Source organism: Pantoea stewartii subsp. stewartii (assembly GCF_008801695.1).
GTDB classification, from domain to species: domain Bacteria; phylum Pseudomonadota; class Gammaproteobacteria; order Enterobacterales; family Enterobacteriaceae; genus Pantoea; species Pantoea stewartii.
Genome location: NZ_VZPF01000011.1, coordinates 45,096 through 67,504, shown reverse-complemented (window position 1 = coordinate 67,504; position 22,409 = coordinate 45,096). Strand labels below are relative to the sequence as shown.

At 55.7% G+C, this 22,409-nt stretch carries 15 protein-coding genes and 1 pseudogene; 12 read left to right on the top strand and 4 right to left on the bottom strand.

Annotated features, from left to right (window positions below):
- Positions 1-91: 91 nt before the first annotated feature.
- The 3 genes from F7Q90_RS04815 to mutH all read right to left on the bottom strand — a co-directional run bounded on the left by F7Q90_RS04815 (position 92) and on the right by mutH (position 1,916).
- Entirely contained in the window at positions 92-310 is a 219-nt protein-coding gene (locus F7Q90_RS04815) for a YgdI/YgdR family lipoprotein (RefSeq protein ID WP_006120803.1), read from the bottom strand.
- 119 nt (positions 311-429) lie between these two features.
- A complete protein-coding gene (locus tag F7Q90_RS04810) occupies positions 430-1,140 on the bottom strand; it encodes a TerC family protein (RefSeq protein WP_006120802.1) in 711 nt (236 codons plus the stop codon).
- A gap of 98 nt (positions 1,141-1,238) precedes the next feature.
- A complete protein-coding gene (mutH, locus tag F7Q90_RS04805; RefSeq protein WP_006120801.1) occupies positions 1,239-1,916 on the bottom strand; it encodes a DNA mismatch repair endonuclease MutH in 678 nt (225 codons plus the stop codon).
- Between the two features lie 685 nt (positions 1,917-2,601).
- Between mutH and rppH the strand changes: the two genes are divergently transcribed.
- The 12 genes and pseudogenes from rppH to recD all read left to right on the top strand — a co-directional run bounded on the left by rppH (position 2,602) and on the right by recD (position 20,895).
- Complete coding sequence (gene rppH, locus F7Q90_RS04800; protein WP_006120800.1) at positions 2,602-3,129, top strand: RNA pyrophosphohydrolase; 528 nt, start codon at positions 2,602-2,604, stop codon at positions 3,127-3,129.
- Positions 3,130-3,141: 12 nt separating this feature from the next.
- Positions 3,142-5,388 (top strand): phosphoenolpyruvate--protein phosphotransferase, encoded by a 2,247-nt coding sequence (gene ptsP, locus F7Q90_RS04795; protein ID WP_006120799.1) that lies wholly within the window; start codon positions 3,142-3,144, stop codon positions 5,386-5,388.
- 108 nt (positions 5,389-5,496) lie between these two features.
- Positions 5,497-6,378, top strand: a complete 882-nt coding sequence (gene lgt, locus F7Q90_RS04790) for a prolipoprotein diacylglyceryl transferase (RefSeq protein WP_006120798.1) — start codon at positions 5,497-5,499, stop codon at positions 6,376-6,378.
- Positions 6,375-7,169, top strand: coding sequence for a thymidylate synthase (gene thyA, locus F7Q90_RS04785; protein ID WP_006120797.1), 795 nt, complete (start codon positions 6,375-6,377; stop codon positions 7,167-7,169). Before lgt ends, thyA begins: the two co-directional genes overlap by 4 nt.
- Before the next feature lie 189 nt (positions 7,170-7,358).
- Positions 7,359-7,829 (top strand): annotated as a pseudogene (locus F7Q90_RS04780) (prepilin peptidase-dependent protein).
- A 26-nt stretch (positions 7,830-7,855) separates the two neighbouring features.
- Positions 7,856-8,353: a prepilin peptidase-dependent protein gene (locus F7Q90_RS04775; protein ID WP_237166109.1), complete on the top strand. Its 498-nt coding sequence runs from the start codon at positions 7,856-7,858 to the stop codon at positions 8,351-8,353.
- On the top strand, positions 8,350-8,754 hold the full coding sequence (locus F7Q90_RS04770) for a DUF2509 family protein (RefSeq protein ID WP_006120796.1): 405 nt from the start codon (positions 8,350-8,352) through the stop codon (positions 8,752-8,754). The genes F7Q90_RS04775 and F7Q90_RS04770 overlap by 4 nt, the downstream gene beginning before the upstream one ends.
- Positions 8,714-9,040, top strand: coding sequence for a prepilin-type N-terminal cleavage/methylation domain-containing protein (locus F7Q90_RS04765; RefSeq protein WP_006120795.1), 327 nt, complete (start codon positions 8,714-8,716; stop codon positions 9,038-9,040). The genes F7Q90_RS04770 and F7Q90_RS04765 overlap by 41 nt, the downstream gene beginning before the upstream one ends.
- Positions 9,041-9,143: 103 nt before the next feature.
- A complete protein-coding gene (gene recC / locus F7Q90_RS04760) occupies positions 9,144-12,521 on the top strand; it encodes an exodeoxyribonuclease V subunit gamma (RefSeq protein WP_006120794.1) in 3,378 nt (1,125 codons plus the stop codon).
- A 99-nt stretch (positions 12,522-12,620) separates the two neighbouring features.
- Positions 12,621-15,509 (top strand): pitrilysin, encoded by a 2,889-nt coding sequence (gene ptrA / locus F7Q90_RS04755; RefSeq protein WP_006120793.1) that lies wholly within the window; start codon positions 12,621-12,623, stop codon positions 15,507-15,509.
- Positions 15,506-19,045, top strand: coding sequence for an exodeoxyribonuclease V subunit beta (gene recB, locus F7Q90_RS04750; protein WP_006120792.1), 3,540 nt, complete (start codon positions 15,506-15,508; stop codon positions 19,043-19,045). Before ptrA ends, recB begins: the two co-directional genes overlap by 4 nt.
- Positions 19,042-20,895, top strand: coding sequence for an exodeoxyribonuclease V subunit alpha (gene recD / locus F7Q90_RS04745; RefSeq protein WP_006120791.1), 1,854 nt, complete (start codon positions 19,042-19,044; stop codon positions 20,893-20,895). Before recB ends, recD begins: the two co-directional genes overlap by 4 nt.
- 34 nt (positions 20,896-20,929) lie before the next feature.
- Here recD and argA read toward each other — a convergent pair whose 3' ends face one another.
- Positions 20,930-22,258, bottom strand: a complete 1,329-nt coding sequence (argA, locus tag F7Q90_RS04740) for an amino-acid N-acetyltransferase (RefSeq protein WP_006120790.1) — start codon at positions 22,256-22,258, stop codon at positions 20,930-20,932.
- Positions 22,259-22,409: the final 151 nt, after the last annotated feature.

The window sequence follows — 22,409 nt, the reverse complement described above, 5'->3', positions numbered from 1 at the left end:
TAGCGCGAGGCGTAGCGGCTAAGAAAGGGAAACAACAAGGAGAAACAGCCTGCCGGGTAGGGAAAGGTCGACAGGCCTGCTCGTTTCGCATTTAACGCTCAATGATGGTTGATACTTCATCACTGTTAATCTGTACCGTATGGCCTGACTGATCGGTGTACTGTACCAGTCCGGTCTCCTTATCAATGCTGGGTTTGCCTTCCGTCATAATCATGCGACCGTCTTTTGTCGCCATCACATAATCAGAACTACAACCACCTAATGTCACTGCGGCAACGGCCGCCAATATAATCTTACTCAGCCCTTTCATTGTGCTTATCCTCGCAACGCGTCCACTGTAAAAAAGTGTAGTAATAAATCCTTTTACCGATTGGGTTAATCGTATCAATCTGAAAATAGGTGGGCGGCAGGCCGCCGCCCTTGACAACGCTAGCTGACTTTTTTCTTACTGCGCATCAGGTTAAGGCACTCAACGGCCATCGAGAAGAACATGGCAAAATAAATGTAACCTTTTGGTACATGCACGCCGAAACTCTCCAGAATGAGGGTGAAACCCACCAAAATCAGGAAAGAAAGCGCCAGCATTTTGACCGACGGATGACGGTCAACAAATTCGCCAATACTGCGTGCCGCAAACATCATCATTAAGACGGCAATCACCACGGCGGCCATCATAATAAACAGATGGTCTGAAAGGCCGACGGCTGTAATAACCGAGTCGAGGCTGAAAATAATGTCGAGCAACATAATCTGCACAATCGCTCCCAGGAACGAATGCACATTGGATTTGTGTTCGGTTTCCTCACCTTCGATAGTTTCATGGATTTCCATGCTGGATTTCCAGAGCAGAAATAAGCCACCAAACAGCAGAATAAGATCGCGCGCTGAGAACGGATGATCCATCAGGGTAAACAGGGGATTGGTCAGTTTTGCTACCCAGGCAATCGAGGCCAGCAGTCCCAGCCGCATCAGCATCGCGCCCATCAGACCAATGCGCCGTGCGCGGGCTTGCTGATGTTTAGGCAGTTTTGCCACCACTAATGACAAAAAGATAATGTTATCAATGCCCAGAACCACTTCCAGAATGGTCAGGGTGCCCAACGCCAGCCAGGCGTTAGGATCGGAAATCCACTCGAACATACCTGCACTCGTATCCTAAACGAAAAGTAAACGAAGATTATACGCACCTAATCTGTCGAACTCACATTTAAATAGTGCATGGCCTGGGGAAAGGGGATTCAGAGAAGAAAATGGCGGGCAAGCAGCGGGGCGGTAAAGCTTTTCTTGAGATAAAACCCGCGCGGTAACGTCATAATGGGCTGTCCCTGTTCGCCGATCCCTTCGGTCAGGGCCCGGCTGTTAGCCGCTTTGGGACGAATTTGCAGCCAGGCACCATGACGGGCAGTAATACGTTCCACCTGACCCAGCACAATCATATCCATAAGTTCTTCCCAGTCCTGACGCAGCATGTCTTCTTCTTGTGCCGTCGGGCTCCACAGCAAGGGCGCGCCTACCCGGCGCTCGCCAGGGGGAATATCACGCTCACCCTCAACCGGCATCCACAGTACGCGAGCCAGTTTATGGCGAACATGACTGTTTTCCCACGTCACGCCGCTGTTACCGGTCAGCGGTGCAACGCAGACAAATGTGGTTTCCAGCGGTTTGCCTTCACGATCGACAGGGATAGTTTTCAACTCAATGCCCAGATGCGCAAAATCCTGCTCGGCTTTACTGCCTGCGCTGGCCCCCAAATGCCATTCCAGCAGCATGCCCACCCAGCCTTTATCGCGCTTCAGATTGGCTGGCGTTGGAATGCCGGCCTGTTCTGCCAGACAGTGTAAAGGTAAACCTGCCAGTGCCTGCGCCCGCGCGAACAGTACCGATTCGTTTTCAGGTGGCTCTGGAAGAGTGATCATATGCGTAACCCGGTATGGTTAAAAAATAAGCGCCCTGCGGCCTGTCAGGTTTTCCACAGGAATGAGCAGGGTAGGGCGCGCATAATAACATGAAACATAGTGCTTTTTTAAGAATGCACCGCCTCATGCTGTTAACGACGGGTCAGGTTATCCCAACTTGCTATCAACAATGAACAGGATCTTATGACCAGTTATCCACAGAAAGATGGGATAACCTGGCATCAGACGGGTTACTGGTTCGATTTACAGCCTTGACTTTGCTGTTTTTTAGCAAAAATTAGCCGGTTTGCTGCAAGCTTGAACCGATCTCTGTGGATAAAAAGCCGGGTGGTGGATCTTTAGCCAATTGTCAGCGGCAGGACATTATACAATGTCACTCAGACGAATTTATTCAAACCTCAGCAGAGAAATAGTCTTATATTTCAATGGCTATTTCGGAATCACAGTAAAGCGTATTCAGATTCCTTCCAACGGGTTATTCAGTTAACTCCCGTGTTCTACACAAAGCTATCCACAGAAAACGTGAATAAGATCGATGTTTTATCGGTACTTTGTTTATAACTTTGCATTCTTCTGTGAGTTATCCCGAGATTACGGTCCCCATTGCCCGCGAATCCAGTGGTTTACCGCCTGTAAGGAGTGTGAAACAATCAGACCATTCAAATTTAGCTTTTGAGGTAGTCCAGTGATCGATGATGATGGCTACCGCCCGAATGTTGGTATCGTAATTTGTAACAGGCAGGGACAAGTGTTATGGGCCAGGCGCTTTGGACAGCACTCCTGGCAATTTCCTCAGGGAGGCATCAATCCCGGTGAAACCGCAGAACAGGCGATGTATCGCGAATTGTTCGAAGAAGTAGGGTTACACAGAAAGGATGTCCGAATACTTGCATCTACCCGTAACTGGTTGCGCTACAAATTGCCAAAACGTTTGGTGCGTTGGGACACAAAACCGGTTTGTATTGGTCAGAAACAAAAGTGGTTTCTTCTGCAGTTGATGTGCAGTGATGCAGATATTAATGTGCAACACAGTAGCACGCCGGAATTCGACGGCTGGCGCTGGGTGAGCTTTTGGTATCCGGTACGTCAGGTTGTCTCTTTTAAACGCGATGTGTACCGTCGGGTGATGAAGGAGTTTGCAGGCGTTGTCATGTCCATGCAGGAGAGTGCGGTGCAGCGAAATCATCCTGCCCATCGACGTAAAAGAGGATAGGCCACGCCCTTTATGCTCACTCAGTTGCGAGAAATTGTTGAAAAGGTGGCGAGTGCGCCCCGTCTGAACGAAGCACTCGACATCCTGGTTAATGAGATCTGTCTGGCGATGGAAACGGAAGTCTGTTCCGTTTATCTGGCCGATCACGATCATCGCTGTTATTACCTGATGGCGACGCGCGGTCTGAAAAAACCGCGTGGCCTGACGGTGAAACTGGCGTTTGATGAAGGGATTGTGGGCCTGGTCGGTCGCCTGGCCGAGCCTATCAACCTGGCTGATGCGCAGAGCCATCCGAGCTTTAAATACATCCCCTCCGTTAAGGAAGAACGCTATCGCTCTTTCCTTGGTGTGCCCATCATCAGTCGCCGCCAGCTTCTGGGTGTGCTGGTGGTGCAGCAGCGCGAGCATCGCCAGTTCGACGAAAGCGAAGAGTCTTTTCTGGTTACGCTCGCCACCCAGCTAGCGGCCCTGCTGTCACAATCGCAGCTGAGCCAGCTTTTTGGCCAGTATCGGCAGGCCCGTGTTCGCGCCATCGCGGCCGCGCCGGGTGTGGCGGTTGCGCCGGGCTGGGTGGATGAAACTCAACCCCTGCTCGATCAGGTCTCCGCGGCCTCCACGCTGGATCCACTGCGCGAACGTGAGCGCTTGTCACTGGCGATGAGCGAAGCCGCTAGTGAGTTTCGTCGCTTCAGTAAACGCTTTTCTGCCAGCGCGCAGAAAGAAAGCGCGGCAATCTTCGATCTCTACTCGCACCTGTTAACGGATGCCCGCCTGAAAAAAGATCTCTTCGATGAGATCGAACGCGGATCCGTGGCCGAGTGGGCAGTCAAAACCGTGATTGAAAAGTTTGCCGCGCAGTTTGCCAGCCTGACGGATAGCTATCTGAAAGAGCGCGCGGGCGATCTGCGGGTGCTTGGACAGCGGTTGCTGTTCCACCTTGATGATTCCCTGGTGGGCGTCAATGCCTGGCCCGAACGCTTTGTATTGGTAGCCGATGAGCTGACAGCGACAACGCTCGCCGAGATCCCGCATGATCGCCTGGCCGGTATTGTGGTGCGTGACGGCGCCGCGAATTCGCACGCCGCGATCCTGACCCGCGCCATGGGGATCCCCACGGTCATGGGCGCAGACATTCAGCCCGGCCAGCTCAATAAGCGCCTGCTGATTGTCGATGGCTATCGTGGTGAACTGCTGATCGACCCTGAACCGGTGATCGTGCAGGAGTACCAGCGGTTAATCAATGAAGAAAATGCCCTCAGCAAGATGGCTGAAGGCGGTGTAGACAGACCGGCAGAACTGAGAAGCGGTCAGCGCATACAGGTGATGCTTAATGCGGGACTGAGCCCGGAGCATGAGCAAACGCAGGGCAGTTGGGTTGACGGCATCGGTCTTTACCGTACGGAAATCCCGTTTATGCTGCAAAGCGGATTCCCGTCAGAAGAAGAGCAGGTGGCACAGTATCAGGGCATGTTACAGCTCTTTCACGACAAGCCCGTTACGCTGCGTACGCTGGATATCGGGGCCGATAAACAACTGCCTTACATGCCGATTAGCGAGGAGAACCCGTGTCTGGGCTGGCGCGGGATTCGATTGACGCTCGATCAACCGGAAATTTTTCTGGTGCAGGTGCGCGCGATGCTGCGTGCGAATGCCGCCTCCGGCAACCTGAGCATCTTACTGCCGATGATCAGCCACATTGATGAGATCGACGAGGCCAAACGGCTGATTCAGCGTGCCGGTGCAGAAGTGGAAGAGATGCTCGGCTATGCGATTCCGAAGCCGCGCATCGGCATCATGATTGAAGTGCCCTCCATGCTGTTTATGATCCCGCATCTGGCCTCGCGTGTTGATTTTATCTCGGTAGGCACCAACGATCTGACCCAGTATTTGCTGGCGGTCGATCGTAACAATACGCGCGTGGCGAATCTGTACGATTCCCTCCATCCGGCCATGTTGCGCGCACTGCAGGCCATTTCTGTTGAAGCCCATTTGGCGAATCTGGAATTGTGTTTGTGTGGTGAAATGGCGGGCGATCCGACCTGCGTGGCGCTGTTGGTGGGAATGGGATATCACCACCTCAGTATGAACGGGAAAAACGTCTCGCGTGTTAAATACCTGCTGCGTCATCTGGATTACGAAGAAACGCAGAAGCTCAGCACCCAGGCGCTTAAAGCCTCGTCAGCGACGGAGGTACGCCAGATGATGTCGGCGTTTATGGAACAGCGTGGTCTGGGCGGTCTGATCCGCGGCGGGCGTTAACCCAGGTTACATTTCTGCGACTACGCAAAAAACTGGCTGTGCTATGATGCACAGCCTTAATTTATGTGCATCACGTCCCCTTTCAGGGCAGAAAAAAAACGGTGAATGATGAATAACGGCTACATCGCATTTCCACAGTTTGATCCGGTGATTTTCTCAATCGGACCGCTTTCGCTTCACTGGTACGGGTTGATGTATCTGGTGGGATTTGTGTTCGCCATGTGGCTGGCGGTGCGCCGCGCGAACAAACCCGGCAGCGGCTGGAAAAAAGAGGAAGTCGAAAACCTGTTGTATGCCGGCTTCCTGGGGGTTTTCCTGGGCGGACGTATCGGTTACGTGCTGTTTTATAACCTGCCGCTGTTCCTGGTAAATCCGCTTTACCTGTTCAAAGTCTGGGATGGCGGCATGTCGTTCCACGGCGGTCTGATTGGCGTCATTCTGGTGATGCTGATTTTTGCGCGCCGTACCAAACGTCATTTCTTCCAGGTTGCTGATTTTATTGCCTCTCTGATTCCGTTCGGCCTCGGTGCCGGTCGTCTGGGCAACTTTATCAATGGTGAACTGTGGGGCCGTGTCGATCCCAATTTCCGTTTCGCCATGCTGTTCCCCGGCTCGCGCAGCGAAGATATCGCGCTGGCGGCTAACAATCCACAATATCAGGCACTGCTGAACACCTATGGCGTCCTGCCGCGCCATCCTTCACAGCTCTATGAACTGTTCCTTGAAGGCATTGTGTTGTTCATTATCCTGAACCTGTTTATTCGCAAACCCCGCCCGATGGGCAGCGTGTCCGGCCTGTTCCTGATCGGCTACGGTTGCTTCCGCTTTATTGTTGAGTTCTTCCGTCAGCCCGACGCGCAACTGGGTTTGCTCACCGGCGGCCTGAGCATGGGACAAATACTGTCTCTGCCGATGATCATCGCCGGTGTGATTATGATGATTTGGGCGTACCGTCGACGTCCGCAGCAACAACTTCACGAGGAAAAATGAAACAGTATCTGGACTTAATGCGCTACGTGCTGAACGAAGGCACACCAAAATCTGACCGTACCGGTACAGGCACGCTTTCAATTTTTGGTCACCAGATGCGTTTTAATCTGCAGGATGGCTTTCCCCTGGTCACGACTAAAAAGTGCCATGTTCGCTCCATCATTCATGAGCTGCTGTGGTTTCTGCAAGGGGACACCAACATTGGTTACCTGAAAGAAAACAATGTCTCTATCTGGGATGAGTGGGCAGATGAGCAGGGCAATCTGGGACCGGTATACGGCAAACAGTGGCGTAGCTGGGGCACCGCCCGTGGCGAAGAGATTGATCAGATCACCAAAGTGATTGAACAGATCAAGCGCGATCCGGATTCCCGCCGCATCATTGTCTCGGCGTGGAACGTGGGCGAACTGGATGAAATGGCGCTGGCTCCGTGCCATGCCTTTTTCCAGTTCTACGTCGCGGATGGCAGGCTCTCCTGTCAGCTTTACCAGCGTTCCTGCGACATTTTCCTGGGGCTGCCGTTTAACATCGCCAGCTATGCGCTGCTGGTGCATATGGTCGCGCAACAGTGCGATCTGGAGGTTGGTGACTTTGTCTGGACCGGCGGCGATACGCACCTTTACAGCAACCACCTGGAGCAGGCGCGCCTGCAACTGACGCGCGAACCGCGTCCGTTACCGAAGCTGGTGATTAAACGCAAGCCTGCCTCGCTGTTTGACTATCGCTTCGACGATTTCGAGATTGAAGGTTACGATCCGCATCCCGCCATTAAAGCGCCGGTTGCGGTCTGAACACCCGCCGCCAGCATCCGCCCCGGTCTTGCCACAGCATGCCGGGGCGTTTTTTTTACAGCGATGTTGCGGCGCGGTGCACACTTGCACTGATCATGTCTTTATCCAGAGGAGTAATTCTGTAGCTTTGCTTCCAACCGGTGGCTTTCGGGCTTGCTGAAGCGCTCGCTGCTGCGGCACTCTGCCGCCATGAAAAGATCACAGTCAAAAGGGTTTACGCTGGCGGAGCTGCTGCTGGTGATGGTAATCGCTGGCATACTCAGCGCCTTTGCCACGCAAGGCTGGCAGCGCTGGCAGCAGCGTCAACAGCTTCGCGATACGGCGCTGCAACTGTAACACTTTCTGTTACGCGTCCGTGCTCAGGCCAATGCGCAAAACCGGGACCTGGTGCTGTGGCACCGCCCCACACAGCCCTGGTGTATCGGCGTGGCAGCACCGCCACAGAATGGCTGCAGTACGGCAAGCCGCCTGCACTTTATCGCGCCGTATGCGGACATCACCCTTCACGCCCTGCGTGGCGAGCCGGGTTTTTACGGACGCCGCAACGTGGCCAAAGCGGGCAGCATTGAGCTGCGCAATCGCGCCGGAAAAATACGGGTGATTATTTCTGCACGGGCGCGAATTCGTCTTTGCCGTATTGACGATGCGGACTGCGAATGAAAATGGCCGGGTTTAGTCTGCTGTAAATGCTCATCGCCATGGCGATCAGTGCGGTGCTGATGGTCAGTGCAGGACGCTTTATGCCGCGACTGTTGGCCGAAAACCTCAGGCTGCAACAACAGGTTCAACTGCGTCAGGAGTTACAGCAAATGCTGTCCACGCTGGAAAAAGCGATCCGGCGGGCGGGTTATTGCCACGGGGCGTGCGGAACGGGTGGCCTGATGACAGCCGAAGGCTGTGTGCTGATCCGGTTTGACGAGAACAGCAACGGTCAGTGGGAAGGGGTTACGCACAGTGAGAGCGATTACTACGGTTACCGGCTGCGACAACACCAACTGGAGATGCAGCGTGGTGTGGATAACTGCAACGGCAGTGGATGGGAACGGCTTTCCGATCCGGCTTTCCTTTCGATTGAGGCATTCGACGTGCGCCGTGAAGGCCGGCTGGTCACCGTTGTACTGCAGGGGCGAAGCGGGAACCGAACCGAAACGCTGGAAAGCCGGGTCGAAGGAATGAATCTGTGAACGTCGAGGGCAACAGTGCGCTGGGGATGGTACTCGTCATCCTGCTGACAGGCGGCATCACGCTTCAGGCCAGCCGCGAGATGCTGGCGCAGGGAATGTTTATCGTCGCCGATGAGCAACACGCTATTCAGGGGTTTTGGCAGGCCCAGTCGGCACTGCAATGGGGACTGACATTAACGTGGCCAACGCAACCACCTGCCACTTGCCAGCGCGAATCGCAGTATGGCTGGCAGGCGTGCCTGCATCGCGTGGACGATGAGAAGGGATTGCTTAAAGGTGAAACGCAAAAAGGTGATAAGGCGTTATGGTACTGGGTCAGGCTGGAGGGCAGCAAAATCAGTCCCTTGCCACAGGGCTGGATTGATTATTGCCCGCAATCCGCGCCGGAGCAGTGCCTGTGAGGCGGCAGGATTCAGCCTGCCGGAAGCCTTGTTTGCCCTGTTACTGATGGCCGTCAGCACCAGCGCCTTATTGCAGTATCACCGGGTGTTAACGCTCGGCTTTAGTCAGCAATGGCAGCAGCGTGAAGCCTGGCGTGTGGCGGAACAGCGGTTGTTGGGGCGCGAGATGGCGGGCTGGCAAACGCGGTCAGATAAAAAAACGGGGCCGGGCGGCTGCACGCTGGAAACGGTTACGGTGAGCGGTCCGCATCAACGTCAGGCCAGCCTGACGCGATTACACTGCTGAGCGGATGAGAATGGGTTTTCACGGTAGGCTTCAAATGCGATACGCGGTAGAATGAGTACCGTCTGCCATCGCCATGCCGTTTAGCGTTTCCACAGGAGTTTGCATGTTTCACGTTTATCACTCTAATCAGCTTGATCTGCTCAAAAGCCTGGCAGCGAGAGTGATTAAACTGGATCCGCTTGACGATCCCTTTGCGTCAGAAATGGTGCTGGTGCAAAGCCCGGGGATGGCGCAGTGGTTGCAGATGGAACTGGCGCGCACCTTTGGCATTGCGGCAAATATCGAATTCCCGCTCCCGGCCAGCTTTATCTGGGAAATGTTTGTGCGCGTCCTGCCAGACATTCCGCCGGAGAGCGCCTTCAGCAAAGCCAGCATGAGCTGGAAACTGATGCATCGTTTACCCACGTTGCTGCTGCAGGACGAGTTTGCCTCACTGCGCCATTATCTGAGTGACGACGGAGACAGGCGCAAACTTTTTCAGCTCAGCGCCCGCATTGCCGACCTGTTTGACCAGTATCTGGTTTACCGCGCGGACTGGCTTAACAGCTGGGAACGCGGTCAACAGATCGAGGGCCTGGGAGAGGCGCAGGTGTGGCAGGCCGCGTTGTGGCGTGATTTAGTCGATTATACCGACGCGCTGGGCCAGCCCAAATGGCATCGTGCCAACCTCTATGCGCGCTTTATTACCACGCTTGAGCAGGCACAAACCCGACCTGATAACCTGCCGCAGCGGGTGTTTATCTGTGGTATTTCAGCGCTGCCGCCGGTCTATTTACAGGCGTTGCAGGCGCTGGGGCGGCACGTTGATATCTATCTGCTGTTTACCAATCCCTGCCGTGATTACTGGGGCGATATTCAGGACTATGCGTTTCTGGCGAAGCTACAAAGCCGCCAGCGGCGGCGTCATGACCGGGAAGAATATCGCGGTTTATTCAGTGATGTGGCGCGCGCGCCAGCCCTGTTTAGTGAGCAAGGGGAACAACATCTGACTAACCCGCTGCTGGCCTCCTGGGGCAAGTTAGGCCGCGATAACCTCTTCCTGCTCAGCCAGATGGAGCTGAACAGCGAAATCGATGCGTTTGTTGACGTCGAAGAAGACAACCTGCTGCACTGCATGCAGCACGATCTTCTTAATCTGCAGGACAGGGCAATCATTGGCCTGACGGCGGATGAACTGGCTTACAGTGGGCAGAAACGGCGGCTGGACCCGCAGGATCGCTCTGTTGCCATCCAGGTTTGCCACAGTGCGCAGCGCGAAGTTGAAGTGCTACAGGATCATCTTCTGGCGTTGATGGAAGCCGATCCTGAGCTGAAAGCGCGGGATATTATCGTCATGGTGGCCGATATTGACGCTTACGCGCCTTTTATTCAGGCCGTGTTTGCAAACGCCCCGGCAGAACGCTATCTGCCGTTTGCCATTTCTGACCGTCGTGCCAGTCAGGCGCATCCTGCTATCGTTGCGTTTCTGCAATTACTGTCACTGCCGGACAGCCGGTTTGTCTCTGAAGATGTGCTGGCGCTGCTGGATGTCCCGGCCTTAGCGAATCACTTCTCGATTGACGAAAGCGGCCTGCGTCTGTTGCGCCGCTGGGTCAGCGAATCAGGCGTGCGCTGGGGGCTGGATGATGCCAGTGTGGAAGCGCTGGCTCTGCCGGTCACCGGTCAGCATACCTGGCGCTTTGGCTTGCAACGTATGCTGCTGGGATATGCAATGGAAAGCCAGCATGGCGACTGGCAAGGTATTCTGCCTTATGACGAATCAAGTGGGCTGGTCGCCGAACTGGCGGGCCATCTGGCCGAACTGCTGTCCCGGCTTAATCACTGGCGACAGGTCTTATCGGAGCCGCGCCCGCTGGAGGCCTGGCTGCCGCTGTGTCGCGAACTGCTGAATGCCTTTTTTACACCGGATACCGAAACAGAAGCGGCATTGCTGCTGGTGGAAGAGCAGTGGAAAACGCTGATTGAGTACGGTATGGACGCGCGTTTCAATGAGGCGATTCCGGTCGTGCTCCTGCGCGACGATCTGCGTGGGCGGCTGGATCAGCAGCGGATCAGTCAACGCTTTCTGGCCGGGCAAATCAATTTTTGTACCCTGATGCCGATGCGCTCGATTCCCTTCAGCGTGGTGTGCTTACTGGGGATGAACGACGGCGTTTATCCGCGCACCTTAGCGCCGCTGGGGTTTGACCTGATGCAGCAGCAGTCGCGCAAAGGTGACCGTAGCCGTCGTGATGACGACCGCTATCTGTTTCTGGAAGCCCTGATTTCCGCTCAGCAACAGCTCTATATCAGCTATATTGGCCGCGCTATTCAGGACAATACCGAACGTTACCCTTCGGTGCTGGTCACCGAATTGCTGGAGTATATCGGGCAAAGTTTATACCTGCCTGGCGACGAGGACAGGGAACTGGATGACAGCGCACAGCGGGTACGGGCACACCTGGAACATTTACACAGCCGGATGCCGTTTGCGCCGGAAAACTTCCAGCCTGCGTCAGCGGCACACAGCTTTGCTCGTGAATGGCTGCCTGCCGCGCAGGGCACCGGTCAGCCCCAGCCTGATTTTGTTCAGCCGCTGAGCACACCGCCTGTAGAGACATTAGCCTTCGAACAGTTTCTGCGCTTCTGGCGTCATCCGGTTCGGGCCTGGTTTCAGCAGCGCCTGGGGGTCAATTTCTGGCTTGAAGAAAATGAACTGCCCGACAGTGAACCCTTTGCTCTGGACAGCCTGGAGCGCTATCAAATCAATGCGCAGCTACTGAATGCGCTGGTAACAGGGGAGGACACCGATCGCCTTTATGCCCATCACCGCGCCGCCGGCAACTTACCTTATGGGGCGTTTGGCGAGCTGTTCTGGCAGGCTCAGCGCGAAGAGATGCAGGAGGTGGCCGCAGAGGTGATCACTCAGCGCAGTGAGGGTGAAAGTCGGGAGATCAATCTGGCACTGGCGGGCGTCAAATTAACCGGCTGGTTAACCCAGGTGCAGAGCGATGGCCTGCTGCGTTGGCGACCGGGTGTGCTGAATATCAATGACGGTTTATTACTGTGGCTGGAACATTTAGTTTATTGTGCACTGGGTGGAGACGGTAAAAGTCGGATGTTTGGCCGACAGCACAGCTACTGGTGCTTCCCTGCCGTGCCGCCGGACGAGGCGACTGATGCGCTGGCGCGCTATATGCAAGGCTATCTGCAGGGCATGCGCGAGCCTTTGATGTTGCTGACCAAAAGCGGTGGCGCCTGGCTTAATGCGTGTTTTGACAAGAAAAATCATCAGCTTATGACAGATGAGGCGACACAGCTCAAAGCCCGTAACGCTCTGCTTGCCGCCTGGGTCGGCGGTTACCAACAGGAAGGTGAGGGAAGCGATCCCTACCTGCAACGGTTATGCAGGGCACTGGATGAACCCCGGATACAGCAGATAACCGACGCGGCTGAATGCTGGTATTTACCGGTACTCCAGGCGCATCAGGACGACCGGTAAGCGACCGCTGCCGGGTAATGAAAACATCAAAAAGTTTGTTGTACTTTCAGCCGTTAATGCGCTCGCAACGCGGCTTTTGGGTAACGTAAGAGGTTTTACATGCGCACACATGCACGCTTGATCGCCGCCATTCTGCTGGGCTTACTGGCGCTGGCGGTACAAGCCGAAACCGGCGCGGGCTGGCAGCCTGTCAACACGCCCATCGGGAAAAGCGAACAGGATCCGCGTCAGTATCAGGCCATCACGCTGAATAATGGCATGACGGTGCTGTTGGTTTCAGATACTCAGGCGCCGAAATCCCTTGCTGCGCTGACATTGCCCATTGGCTCACTGGATGATCCCGCGCAGCAGCCCGGCCTGGCGCACTACCTTGAACATATGGTGCTGATGGGCTCAACGCGTTACCCACAGCCTGACAGCCTTGCCGATTTTCTCAAGAAACACGGTGGCAGCCATAATGCCAGCACCGCCTCCTATCGCACGGCTTATTACCTCGAAGTCGAAAACGATGCGCTTGAGCCTGCCGTCGATCGTCTGGCCGACGCGATTGCCGAACCCTTACTAGATCCGGTCAATGCCGATCGGGAACGCCATGCGGTCAATGCGGAGTTGACCATGGCACGGTCCCGTGACGGTTTGCGCATGGGACAGGTCGGGGCTGAGACGATTAACCCGGCGCACCCGGCCGCGCATTTTTACGGCGGCAATCTGGATACCCTGCGCGATAAGCCCGGCAGTAATCTGCATCAGGCGCTGCTGGACTTTTACCACACGCACTATTCAGCCAATCTGATGAAGGCGGTGATCTACAGTAATAAACCGCTGGCAGAGATGGCGACCATCGCCGTGAATACGTTTGGGCGCGTGGCTAACCACAATGCCAGCGTTCCCGCGATTACCGAGCCGGTCGTCACGGAAGCCCAGCAGGGCATCATTATTCACTATGTGCCGGCGCAGCCGCGTAAGCAGTTAAAAATCGAGTTCCGTATACCGAATAACAGTGACCGCTTTCGCAGTAAAACGGACACGCTTATCAGCTATGTCATTGGTAACCGCAGCCCCAATACGCTGGCCGACTGGCTGCAAAAACAGGGCCTGGCCGACGGCGTCAGCACGGAGGCCGATCCGGTGACCGAGCGCACCAGCGGCGTGTTCTCCATCAGCGTGTCATTAACGGACAAAGGTCTGGCACAACGTGATGAGGTCGTCGCGGCTGTTTTTAGCTATCTCGCGATGCTGCGCAAAAACGGTATCGACCAACGCTATTTCGATGAAGTTTCGCATGTGCTGGCGCTGGACTTCCGTTATCCGTCAATCACCCGCGACATGGACTATATTGAGTGGCTGGCGGATACGATGCTGCGTGTTCCGGTTGAGCACACGCTGGATGCGCCTTATCTGGCCGATCGCTACGATCCCGCGGCTATCAATGCTCGTCTGGAAAGCATGACGCCAGCGCAGGCGCGAATCTGGTACATCAGCCCGCAGGAACCGCATAACAAGCTGGCCTATTTTGTGAATGCGCCTTATCAGGTTGATAAGATAACGGCCCAGACGTTGACGCAATGGCAACAGCGTGGCCAGGCGATTCAGCTCGCCATGCCGCGCTTAAATCCCTACATTCCCGATGCGTTTACCCTGGTGTCGACTGACAAAACCTACCGTCATCCGGTTAAGCTCGACAATGATTTCGGGATGCGTATTTACTGGATGCCAAGCCAGTTCTATGCCAGCGAGCCAAAGGCCAGCATCACCGTCGCGCTGCGAAATCAGCAGGCGATCAGTGATGCGCGTCAGCAGGTACTGTTCGGCCTGAATGATTATCTGGCAAGCCTGGCGCTGGATGAACTGAGTTCCCAGGCGTCTATTGGCGGCATCAGTTTTTCAACCAGCGAAAACGATGGTCTGGTCTTTAATGCCAGCGGCTTCACACAACGCCTGCCTGACCTGCTTAAGCAGTTAGTTAATCGCTACAGCACTTTTCAGCCCAGCGAGGCACAGCTACAACAGGCCAAATCCTGGTATCTGGAGCGTCTGGACGCTGCAGAGAAAGGAAAAGCCTTCGAGCAGGCGATCCAGCCTATGCAGCTCTTATCCCAACTGCCTTACACGCAGCGAGACACGCGCCGTAAGCTGGTCAAGGGGATTACACTGAAGGATGTCGTGGCCTATCGCGATGCCTTAATTAAAAATGCCACGCCAGAAATGATGGTGATCGGTAACCTGAGTGCTGACAGTGTGACGCAACTGGGACGCGAGCTGAAACAGCAGATGCAGTGCGACGGTACGCACTACTGGCACAGCAATTACCTCAGTGTCGAAAAGCCGCTTAAGGCGAATCTGGAGCAGCACGGCAGCAGTACGGACTCTGCGCTGGCGGCGCTCTATATTCCCCTAGGTTATGACGAATACCAGAGTATGGCCAACAGCGCGATGCTCAGTCAGATTGTCCAGCCGTGGTTCTATAACCAACTGCGTACCGAGGAGCAGTTAGGTTATGCCGTGTTTGCGTTCAGGATGCCGGTAGGGCGTCAGTGGGGGATTGGCTTTCTGCTGCAAAGTAACAGTAAGCCACCCGCTTATCTGATGCAGCGCTATCAGGCTTTTTATCCCCAGGCGGAACACCGCCTGCGCTCGATGAGTCAGGCCGATTTTGTGCAGTATCAGCAGGCCATGATCAACGATTTGAAACAGCGTCCACAAACGCTGAATGAAGAGGCCGATCGTTACAGCCGCGATTTTGATCGGCAGAATTACGATTTTGATACCCGACAAAAGTTGATGGAGCAGGTTCAACAGCTTACCCCTTCCGGACTGGCGGACTTCTTTCACCAGGCCGTCATGCAGAAAAAAGGCATGGCAATGACCTCTCAAATCGCCGGTAGCGGTGAGCATAACATCGCGTTCGCACCGTTACCGGGCTGGCGGACCTGGCCAGAAATCGCCAAATTACAGCAGTCTTTGCCGGTCAAGAGTGAAACACCATGACGGCGTCCAGACCTGAACCGTTAAACCCCCTAACGCTGCCCCTCAACGGCGAGCGGTTAATTGAAGCCTCAGCGGGCACCGGTAAAACCTTTACGATTGGTCTGCTCTACCTGCGTTTGTTATTAGGGCTGGGGGGCGAGAACGCCTGGCGCAGGCCGCTGTCAGTCGAAGAGATCCTAGTGGTGACTTTTACAGAAGCCGCCACGGCGGAGCTGCGCGGCCGTATTCGTGACAATATTCATCAGCTTCGGCTCGCCTGCGTGCGGGGTAAAAGCCATAACACCATGCACCAACAGCTGATTGAACAGATAGCGGATTTGCCCCAGGCGGCCTCGCTGCTGCTGGCGGCTGAGCGGCAAATGGATGAAGCGGCGATTTTTACCATTCATGGTTTTTGCCAGCGCATGCTCAACCTGAATGCCTTTGAGTCAGGCATGTTGTTCGAGCAGGAACTCATCGAAAACGAACAAACGTTACTCCGCCAGGCCGCGGCGGATTTCTGGCGTCGCCAGTGTTATCCCCTGTCACTGGATGTGGCCCGGGTGATCGCGGCGGAGTGGAGCGGCCCGGACAGTTTGTTGACGACGTTACGGCCCTGGCTGCAGGGGGAATCCCCCAGGCTGAAGCGTCCGCCTCGCGCAGACGAAACGCTGGCATCACGTCATACCGCTAACCTGCAACGCATCCAGGCCCTCAAGCAGCAGTGGCAGACTGTCTGTGCCGATATCGAAGGGATGATCGCGGCTTCCGGCGTCGACAAACGCAGCTACAGCAGTAAGCACTTACCTAACTGGGTGGCGAAAGTGACTCAGTGGGCACAGAGCGATACGCTGGATTACCAGTTTCCTAAAGAGCTTGAACGCTTTGGCCAGCAGGTGCTGCACGAAAAAACCAAAAAGGGCGAGGCACCGCAACATGCGCTGTTCGATGCCGTCGATGGCTTTCTTGCCGAACCGCTGACGCTCCGCGATATCATCATCTGGCAGGCGCTGAGCGAGGTGAAAGAAACGGTGCAGCGGGAAAAACGGCAGCGTGCCTTGCTGGGATTTGACGATCTGTTAAGTCGTCTGGATGAAGCGCTTCAGCAGCCGGGCGGGGCGCTGCTGGCCGAAACTATTCGTGGCCGTTTCCCGGTGGCCCTGATTGACGAGTTTCAGGATACCGACCCGCAACAGTACCGAATCTTCCGTACGCTGTATATTCAACAGCCGGATGTGGCGTTGCTGCTCATTGGCGATCCCAAGCAGGCGATCTATGCGTTTCGCGGCGCAGATATTTTTACCTACTTACGCGCCCGTAGTGAAGTTAGTGCTCACTATACGCTGGAGACGAACTGGCGCTCATCGCCCGCGATGGTGAACAGCGTCAACCGCCTGTTTTCACAGGTTGACGCACCCTTTTTATTTTCTTCCATTCCGTTTCTTCCGGTCAGCCCGGCCGCCCCGAATCAGGCGTTAACGCTGGTTTACCATGATCAGCCCCAGCCAGCCTTGCGCTTCTGGCTCCAGCCGGGCGAAGGTGTTGGAGTAAGTGATTACCAACAATTTATGGCCCAGCAGTGTGCGGCCGATATCAGCCGCTGGCTGGTGGCCGGTCAGCAGGGCAAGGCGCGGTTAGGGAAAGGCGATGCACTGCAGCCGGTTAAGGCCTCGGATATCACCGTACTGGTGCGTAGCCGCAATGAAGCCAGTCTGATTCGTGACGCGCTGAATAAGCTGGCTATTCCGTCGGTCTATCTTTCCAGCCGCGACAGCGTTTATACCACGCCTGAAGCGCGCGAGCTGTTATGGCTGTTGCAGGCGGTGCAGTCACCTGAACAGGAGCGACTGCTGCGTAGCGCGCTGGCCACGTCCATCTTTGCTATCGATGCCGCCCAACTTGATGCGCTGGCGCAAAACGAACGTGAGTGGGATGCGCTGGTAGAGCAGTTTGTCAGCTGGCAGCAGATCTGGCAGCAACGTGGCGTACTGCCCATGTTGCGCGATGTAATGATTAAACGGCAGTTGGCGGAAAATATGCTGGCTTCCGAAAATGGCGAGCGGCGCTTAACCGATCTGATGCATCTGGGCGAATTACTGCAGGAAGCGGCAACGCAGCTCGACAGCACGCATGCTCTGGTGCGTTTCCTGGCACAGCAAATTGCCCGCCCTGACAGCCAGGCCGCCAGTCAGCAGCTGCGTCTGGAAAGCGATCGCCATCTGGTGCAGATCGTCACGATTCACAAATCCAAAGGCCTGCAGTATCCGCTGGTCTGGCTGCCGTTTGCGGCCGGATTTCGCGAAGCGGCCAGCGCCCTGTATCACGACCGTGAAAGTTTTGCTGCCATGCTCGACGTACAGGGCGATGCACAGAGCCTGACGCTGGCGGAAGAGGAGCGACTGGCCGAGGATTTACGGCTGCTCTATGTCGCGCTGACGCGCTCGGTTTACCACTGCAGCGTGGGTATTGCGCCCCTAATCAAAGGCGCGCGTAAAAAAGAGGGCGACAGCGATCTGCATAAGAGCGCGCTGGGCTACCTGGTACAGCGCGGTGAGAGCGGCGATGCCGCCGTGCTCAGTCACCATCTTGAGGCGCTCGCAGGCGAAGGGATTGAGGTGATACGGAGCGAGCTGCAGCCCGGCGCGAAGTGGCAGGACAGCGAACACCGCGAGAACGCGCTGAGCAGTCGGGAAATGACCCGAGCGCTGGCGGACAGTTGGCGCGTCACCAGTTACTCCGGATTACAACAGCACGGCAGTTCCCCCCTGCTGGATGCTTTGCCGAAATTCGATATTGATGCTGCTGGTGAGGCGGCTGAGGATGAAGAGCCCTTGTTAACGCCGCACCATTTCCCCCGCGGTGCGGCTCCCGGCACGTTTCTGCACGGGCTGTTTGAGGCCATGGATTTCACTGAGCCGCCGGACGCATTCTGGCTGGAGGATCAGCTTCAGCAACAGGGCTATTCCCTGAACTGGCTGCCCGTGATTGAGCAGTGGATCGCCCGCGTACTGACCACGCCGCTCAACAAAGACGGCTTAACCCTGGACAGCATCCGCAGCGCTGATCGGCTGATTGAGATGGAGTTTTACCTGCCGATCAACCACCTGCTGACGGCTGCCGATCTGGATGCGCTGATGCGCCGGCACGATCCACTGTCGCAGCGCGCTGCCGCGCTGGATTTCCGTCAGGTGAGAGGCATGTTAAAAGGGTTTATTGATTTGGTATTTCGCTGGCAGGGAAAATATTATCTGCTGGATTACAAATCGAACTGGCTGGGTGACAGCCATACCGCGTATACGCAGGAGGCGATGGCGCAGGCCATGATCGACCATCGCTATGACCTGCAATATCAGCTGTACACACTGGCGCTGCACCGGTATCTGCAGCACCGCCTGGCGGGCTATGATTACCAACAGCATTTTGGCGGCGTCTTTTATGTATTCCTGCGCGGGGTGGATGGCACCTCTGCCGATAACGGCATCTTTACCACTCGTCCCGATCCCGCCTTTATTGAGGAACTGGATGCATTGTTTGGTCATACAGAGGAGAGCTTATGAGTGATATAAACGCCTTGCTGCTTCAGGCAGTCGAAAAGCGTTTACTGCGTCCTCTGGATATTCAGTTTGCCCGCCTGATTGCAGATGAGACGCAACCCTTTCGGTTGCTGGCAGCGGCCTGTGTGAGTGCCGACGCGTGCGAAGGACATGTCTGCCTGCCGCTGGCTAACCTGAATGAGGCTGGGCTGTTCTCCGGTCGTCAGCCCGCACTGGCGCAGGCATTGTGGCAGGCCGCAGGCGCGCCCGATGAAGCAGAGCGGCATGCACAGCTGTCCAGTTGGTCAGCGGTGAGCGATGGCCGTGTTGTGACGCCCCTGGTGCTGAGTCACCAGCGTTTATACCTGCACCGGCTTTGGCAAAGTGAAGGCCAGGTTGCCCGGTTTTTCTCATTGCAGCCGGATAGCGGGACGTTTGATTCGCAACAGGCACGAGATGTTCTGCAGACGTTATTTGGCCGTCAGCCTGACGACTGGCAAAAAATTGCTGCTGCGGTGGCACTGACCCGTAAAACCGCCGTTATTTCAGGCGGACCCGGTACCGGCAAAACCACGACGGTGGCGAAATTGCTGGCGGCGCTGATTCGCCTGAATCCCGAACCTCTGCGCATACAGCTGGCGGCACCGACAGGGAAAGCGGCAGCCCGTCTGACCGAATCCCTGGGAAAAGCCCTGCAGGGACTGGCGGTGGACGATGACGAGTGTGCGCGTTTTCCTGCTGAAGCGACCACGCTGCATCGCCTGCTTGGCGCACAGCCTGACTCGCAGCGCATGCGCTACCATGCGGGTAACCCGTTACACCTGGATGTGCTGGTGGTTGATGAAGCGTCGATGGTTGATCTGACAATGATGGCAAAACTGATTTCCGCCTTGCCGCCTCACGCCAGAGTGGTGTTTCTGGGCGATCGCGATCAGCTGGCTTCGGTTGAAGCCGGAGCGGTGTTGGGGGACATTTGTCGTTGCAGCGAAACCGGCTTCAGTCCGGCGCGCGCCGCACAACTGGTGACGCTTACCGAATGTGCGCTTACGGGCAGCGATGACGATACCGCGCCTGCCGTTCGCGACAGCATTTGTCTGCTCCGCCAGAGTTACCGCTTTGACGAAAAGTCCGGTATTGGCCAGCTTGCCCGCACCGTCAACCAGGGCGATGCGCGCCAGATGAGTAAGGTGTTCGCCGCCGGACATGCTGACCTGTCTTTTCAGCCGCTGAATGACGGTGAGGCATATCAGACCATGCTGAACGAGGTGGCGCAGGGCTATCAGGACTATCTGGATGCCGTTCAGCGTCAGGCTGCGCCAGAACAGGCCATTGCGGCATTTAGCCGTTATCAGCTCCTGTGTGCCCTGCGTGAAGGGCCATTTGGTGTGCACGGATTAAATCAGCGCATCGAGCAGCGTCTGATGCAGCTGCAGCGCATCCGGCGTCCTGCACTCGGCAGCCGCTGGTATCCGGGACGTCCGGTGATGATCACCCGCAACGACAGTGCCCTGGGGCTGTTTAACGGCGATATCGGGATTACGTTGCGTGATGCTGAAGGGCAACTCAGGGTGTTTTTTCCGTTGCCAGACGGCAGCGTGAAAGCGATTCAGCCCAGCCGTTTGCCGTCTCATGAAACGGCATGGGTGATGACCGTGCACAAGTCGCAGGGTTCAGAGTTTGATCATACCGCGCTGGTCATGCCGACGCAGTTTTTGCCGGTCCTGACCCGTGAGCTGGTTTACACGGCCATTACCCGCGCACGCAAACAACTGACCCTTTACAGCGATCGCGCGATATTTGAACGGGCAGTCCAGCTGCAGACGCAGCGGCGAAGTGGCCTGGTGGAAAGGCTGGGGGCGGAAACGCAGGGATAACAGGTCGGGCGGCGGGATGGCCGCCCGGCTGCCATCAGGTTAAATCGGCCATCAGCACCTTGGAACGGCGCTGGTAGTTGTACATCTCTTTCTTACTCTCCGGCAGCGACTCGATATCCACCGGCGTGAAGCCGCGCTCCTGGAACCAGTGGATACTGCGTGTGGTTAACACAAACAGTTTTTCCAGCCCCATCTGCTTCGCCTGAAGTGCAACGCGTTGCAGCAGCAGCTCTCCGCGTGAGGAGCTGCGGTAATCCGGATGGACCGCAACGCACGCCATTTCGCCAATCTTTTCATCCATAAACGGATAGAGCGCGGCGCAGGCGATGGTCAGGTTGTCCCGCTGAATGATGGTGAATTTGTCGATCTCCATTTCCAGCTGTTCGCGTGAACGGCGTACCAGAATCCCTTGCTGTTCCAGCGGACGAATCAGCTCCAGAATGCCACCGATGTCGTTGATCGTGGCCCGACGAATCTGCTCGGCGGACTCCATAACAATCTGCGTACCAATGCCGTCGCGCGAGAAGAGTTCCTGTAACAGGGCGCCGTCTTCCTGATAGCTGATCAGATGGCTGCGACGGACGCCGCTGCGACAGGCTTTAACGGCGCCACGCAGAAAGCGCACCGTGCCAGACAGAAAATCGCCATCGCGTTCCATTTCATCAATGCGTGCCTGAGCGTCATTGGGAAATAACTCCGAGACAATGTTGCCTTCACGATCGATTACACCCTGTTCCGAGCAGAAGCCAATCATTTTTTCTGCTTTAAGCTTAATTGCCAGCTGCGTGGCCACTTCTTCAGAAGTCAGGTTAAAACTTTCACCGGTCACTGACACGGCCACCGGACCCAGCAGCACAATAGCATCGTTGTCGAGCTGGCGGTGAATAGCCTCTTCATCAATACGACGAATGCGACCGCTGTGACAGTAATCGACGCCATCATCCACGCCGAGCGGCTGGGCAATGATAAAGTTGCCGCTCACCACGTTGATATGCGCGCCCTGTAACGGAGTGTTGTTCAGGCTCATGGAAAGGCGGGCGGTAATATCCAACTGAAGACGGCCTGCGGCCTGCTTTACCAGCTCCAGTGACTGCGCGTCGGTCACGCGGGTATATTTGTGGTAAACCGGTTCCAGCTGGTTTGCGGCGAGGCTGGCATCAATCTGCGGACGTGCGCCGTACACGACGACTAAACGAATGCCAAGGCTGTGAAGCAGGCCAATATCGTTGACGATGCTGGAGAAATTTTCATGCTCAATGGCCTCACCGCCAAGCATGATGACAAATGTCTTATCCCGATGCGCATTGATATAGGGAACGGTATGGCGAAAACCCTGAACCAGTTCAGTACTACGTTCCTTCACGGCTAACCCTCAGTGAATGTTTATTCGTATTTTCTGTATTTTTATGCCTTTGGCGGCCATTTAGCAAGCGCTAATCCTGACGTTTATTTACGTTTTTTCAGGTGATAACGCCGCTAACAGACTGCATTATTTAGAGTTTCCGGGGTGACAT

Bases quoted from the DNA above. Each gene is read 5' to 3' on its own strand.
- mutH (WP_006120801.1), bottom strand. From the start codon at position 1,916: ATGATCACTCTTCCAGAGCCACCTGAAAACGAATCGGTACTGTTCGCG.
- F7Q90_RS04815 (WP_006120803.1), bottom strand. From the start codon at position 310: ATGAAAGGGCTGAGTAAGATTATATTGGCGGCCGTTGCCGCAGTGACA.
- ptrA (WP_006120793.1), top strand. From the start codon at position 12,621: ATGCGCACACATGCACGCTTGATCGCCGCCATTCTGCTGGGCTTACTG.
- lgt (WP_006120798.1), top strand. From the start codon at position 5,497: ATGAATAACGGCTACATCGCATTTCCACAGTTTGATCCGGTGATTTTC.
- ptsP (WP_006120799.1), top strand. From the start codon at position 3,142: ATGCTCACTCAGTTGCGAGAAATTGTTGAAAAGGTGGCGAGTGCGCCC.
- recC (WP_006120794.1), top strand. From the start codon at position 9,144: ATGTTTCACGTTTATCACTCTAATCAGCTTGATCTGCTCAAAAGCCTG.
- recB (WP_006120792.1), top strand. From the start codon at position 15,506: ATGACGGCGTCCAGACCTGAACCGTTAAACCCCCTAACGCTGCCCCTC.
- recD (WP_006120791.1), top strand. From the start codon at position 19,042: ATGAGTGATATAAACGCCTTGCTGCTTCAGGCAGTCGAAAAGCGTTTA.
- thyA (WP_006120797.1), top strand. From the start codon at position 6,375: ATGAAACAGTATCTGGACTTAATGCGCTACGTGCTGAACGAAGGCACA.
- F7Q90_RS04810 (WP_006120802.1), bottom strand. From the start codon at position 1,140: ATGTTCGAGTGGATTTCCGATCCTAACGCCTGGCTGGCGTTGGGCACC.
- F7Q90_RS04775 (WP_237166109.1), top strand. From the start codon at position 7,856: ATGCTCATCGCCATGGCGATCAGTGCGGTGCTGATGGTCAGTGCAGGA.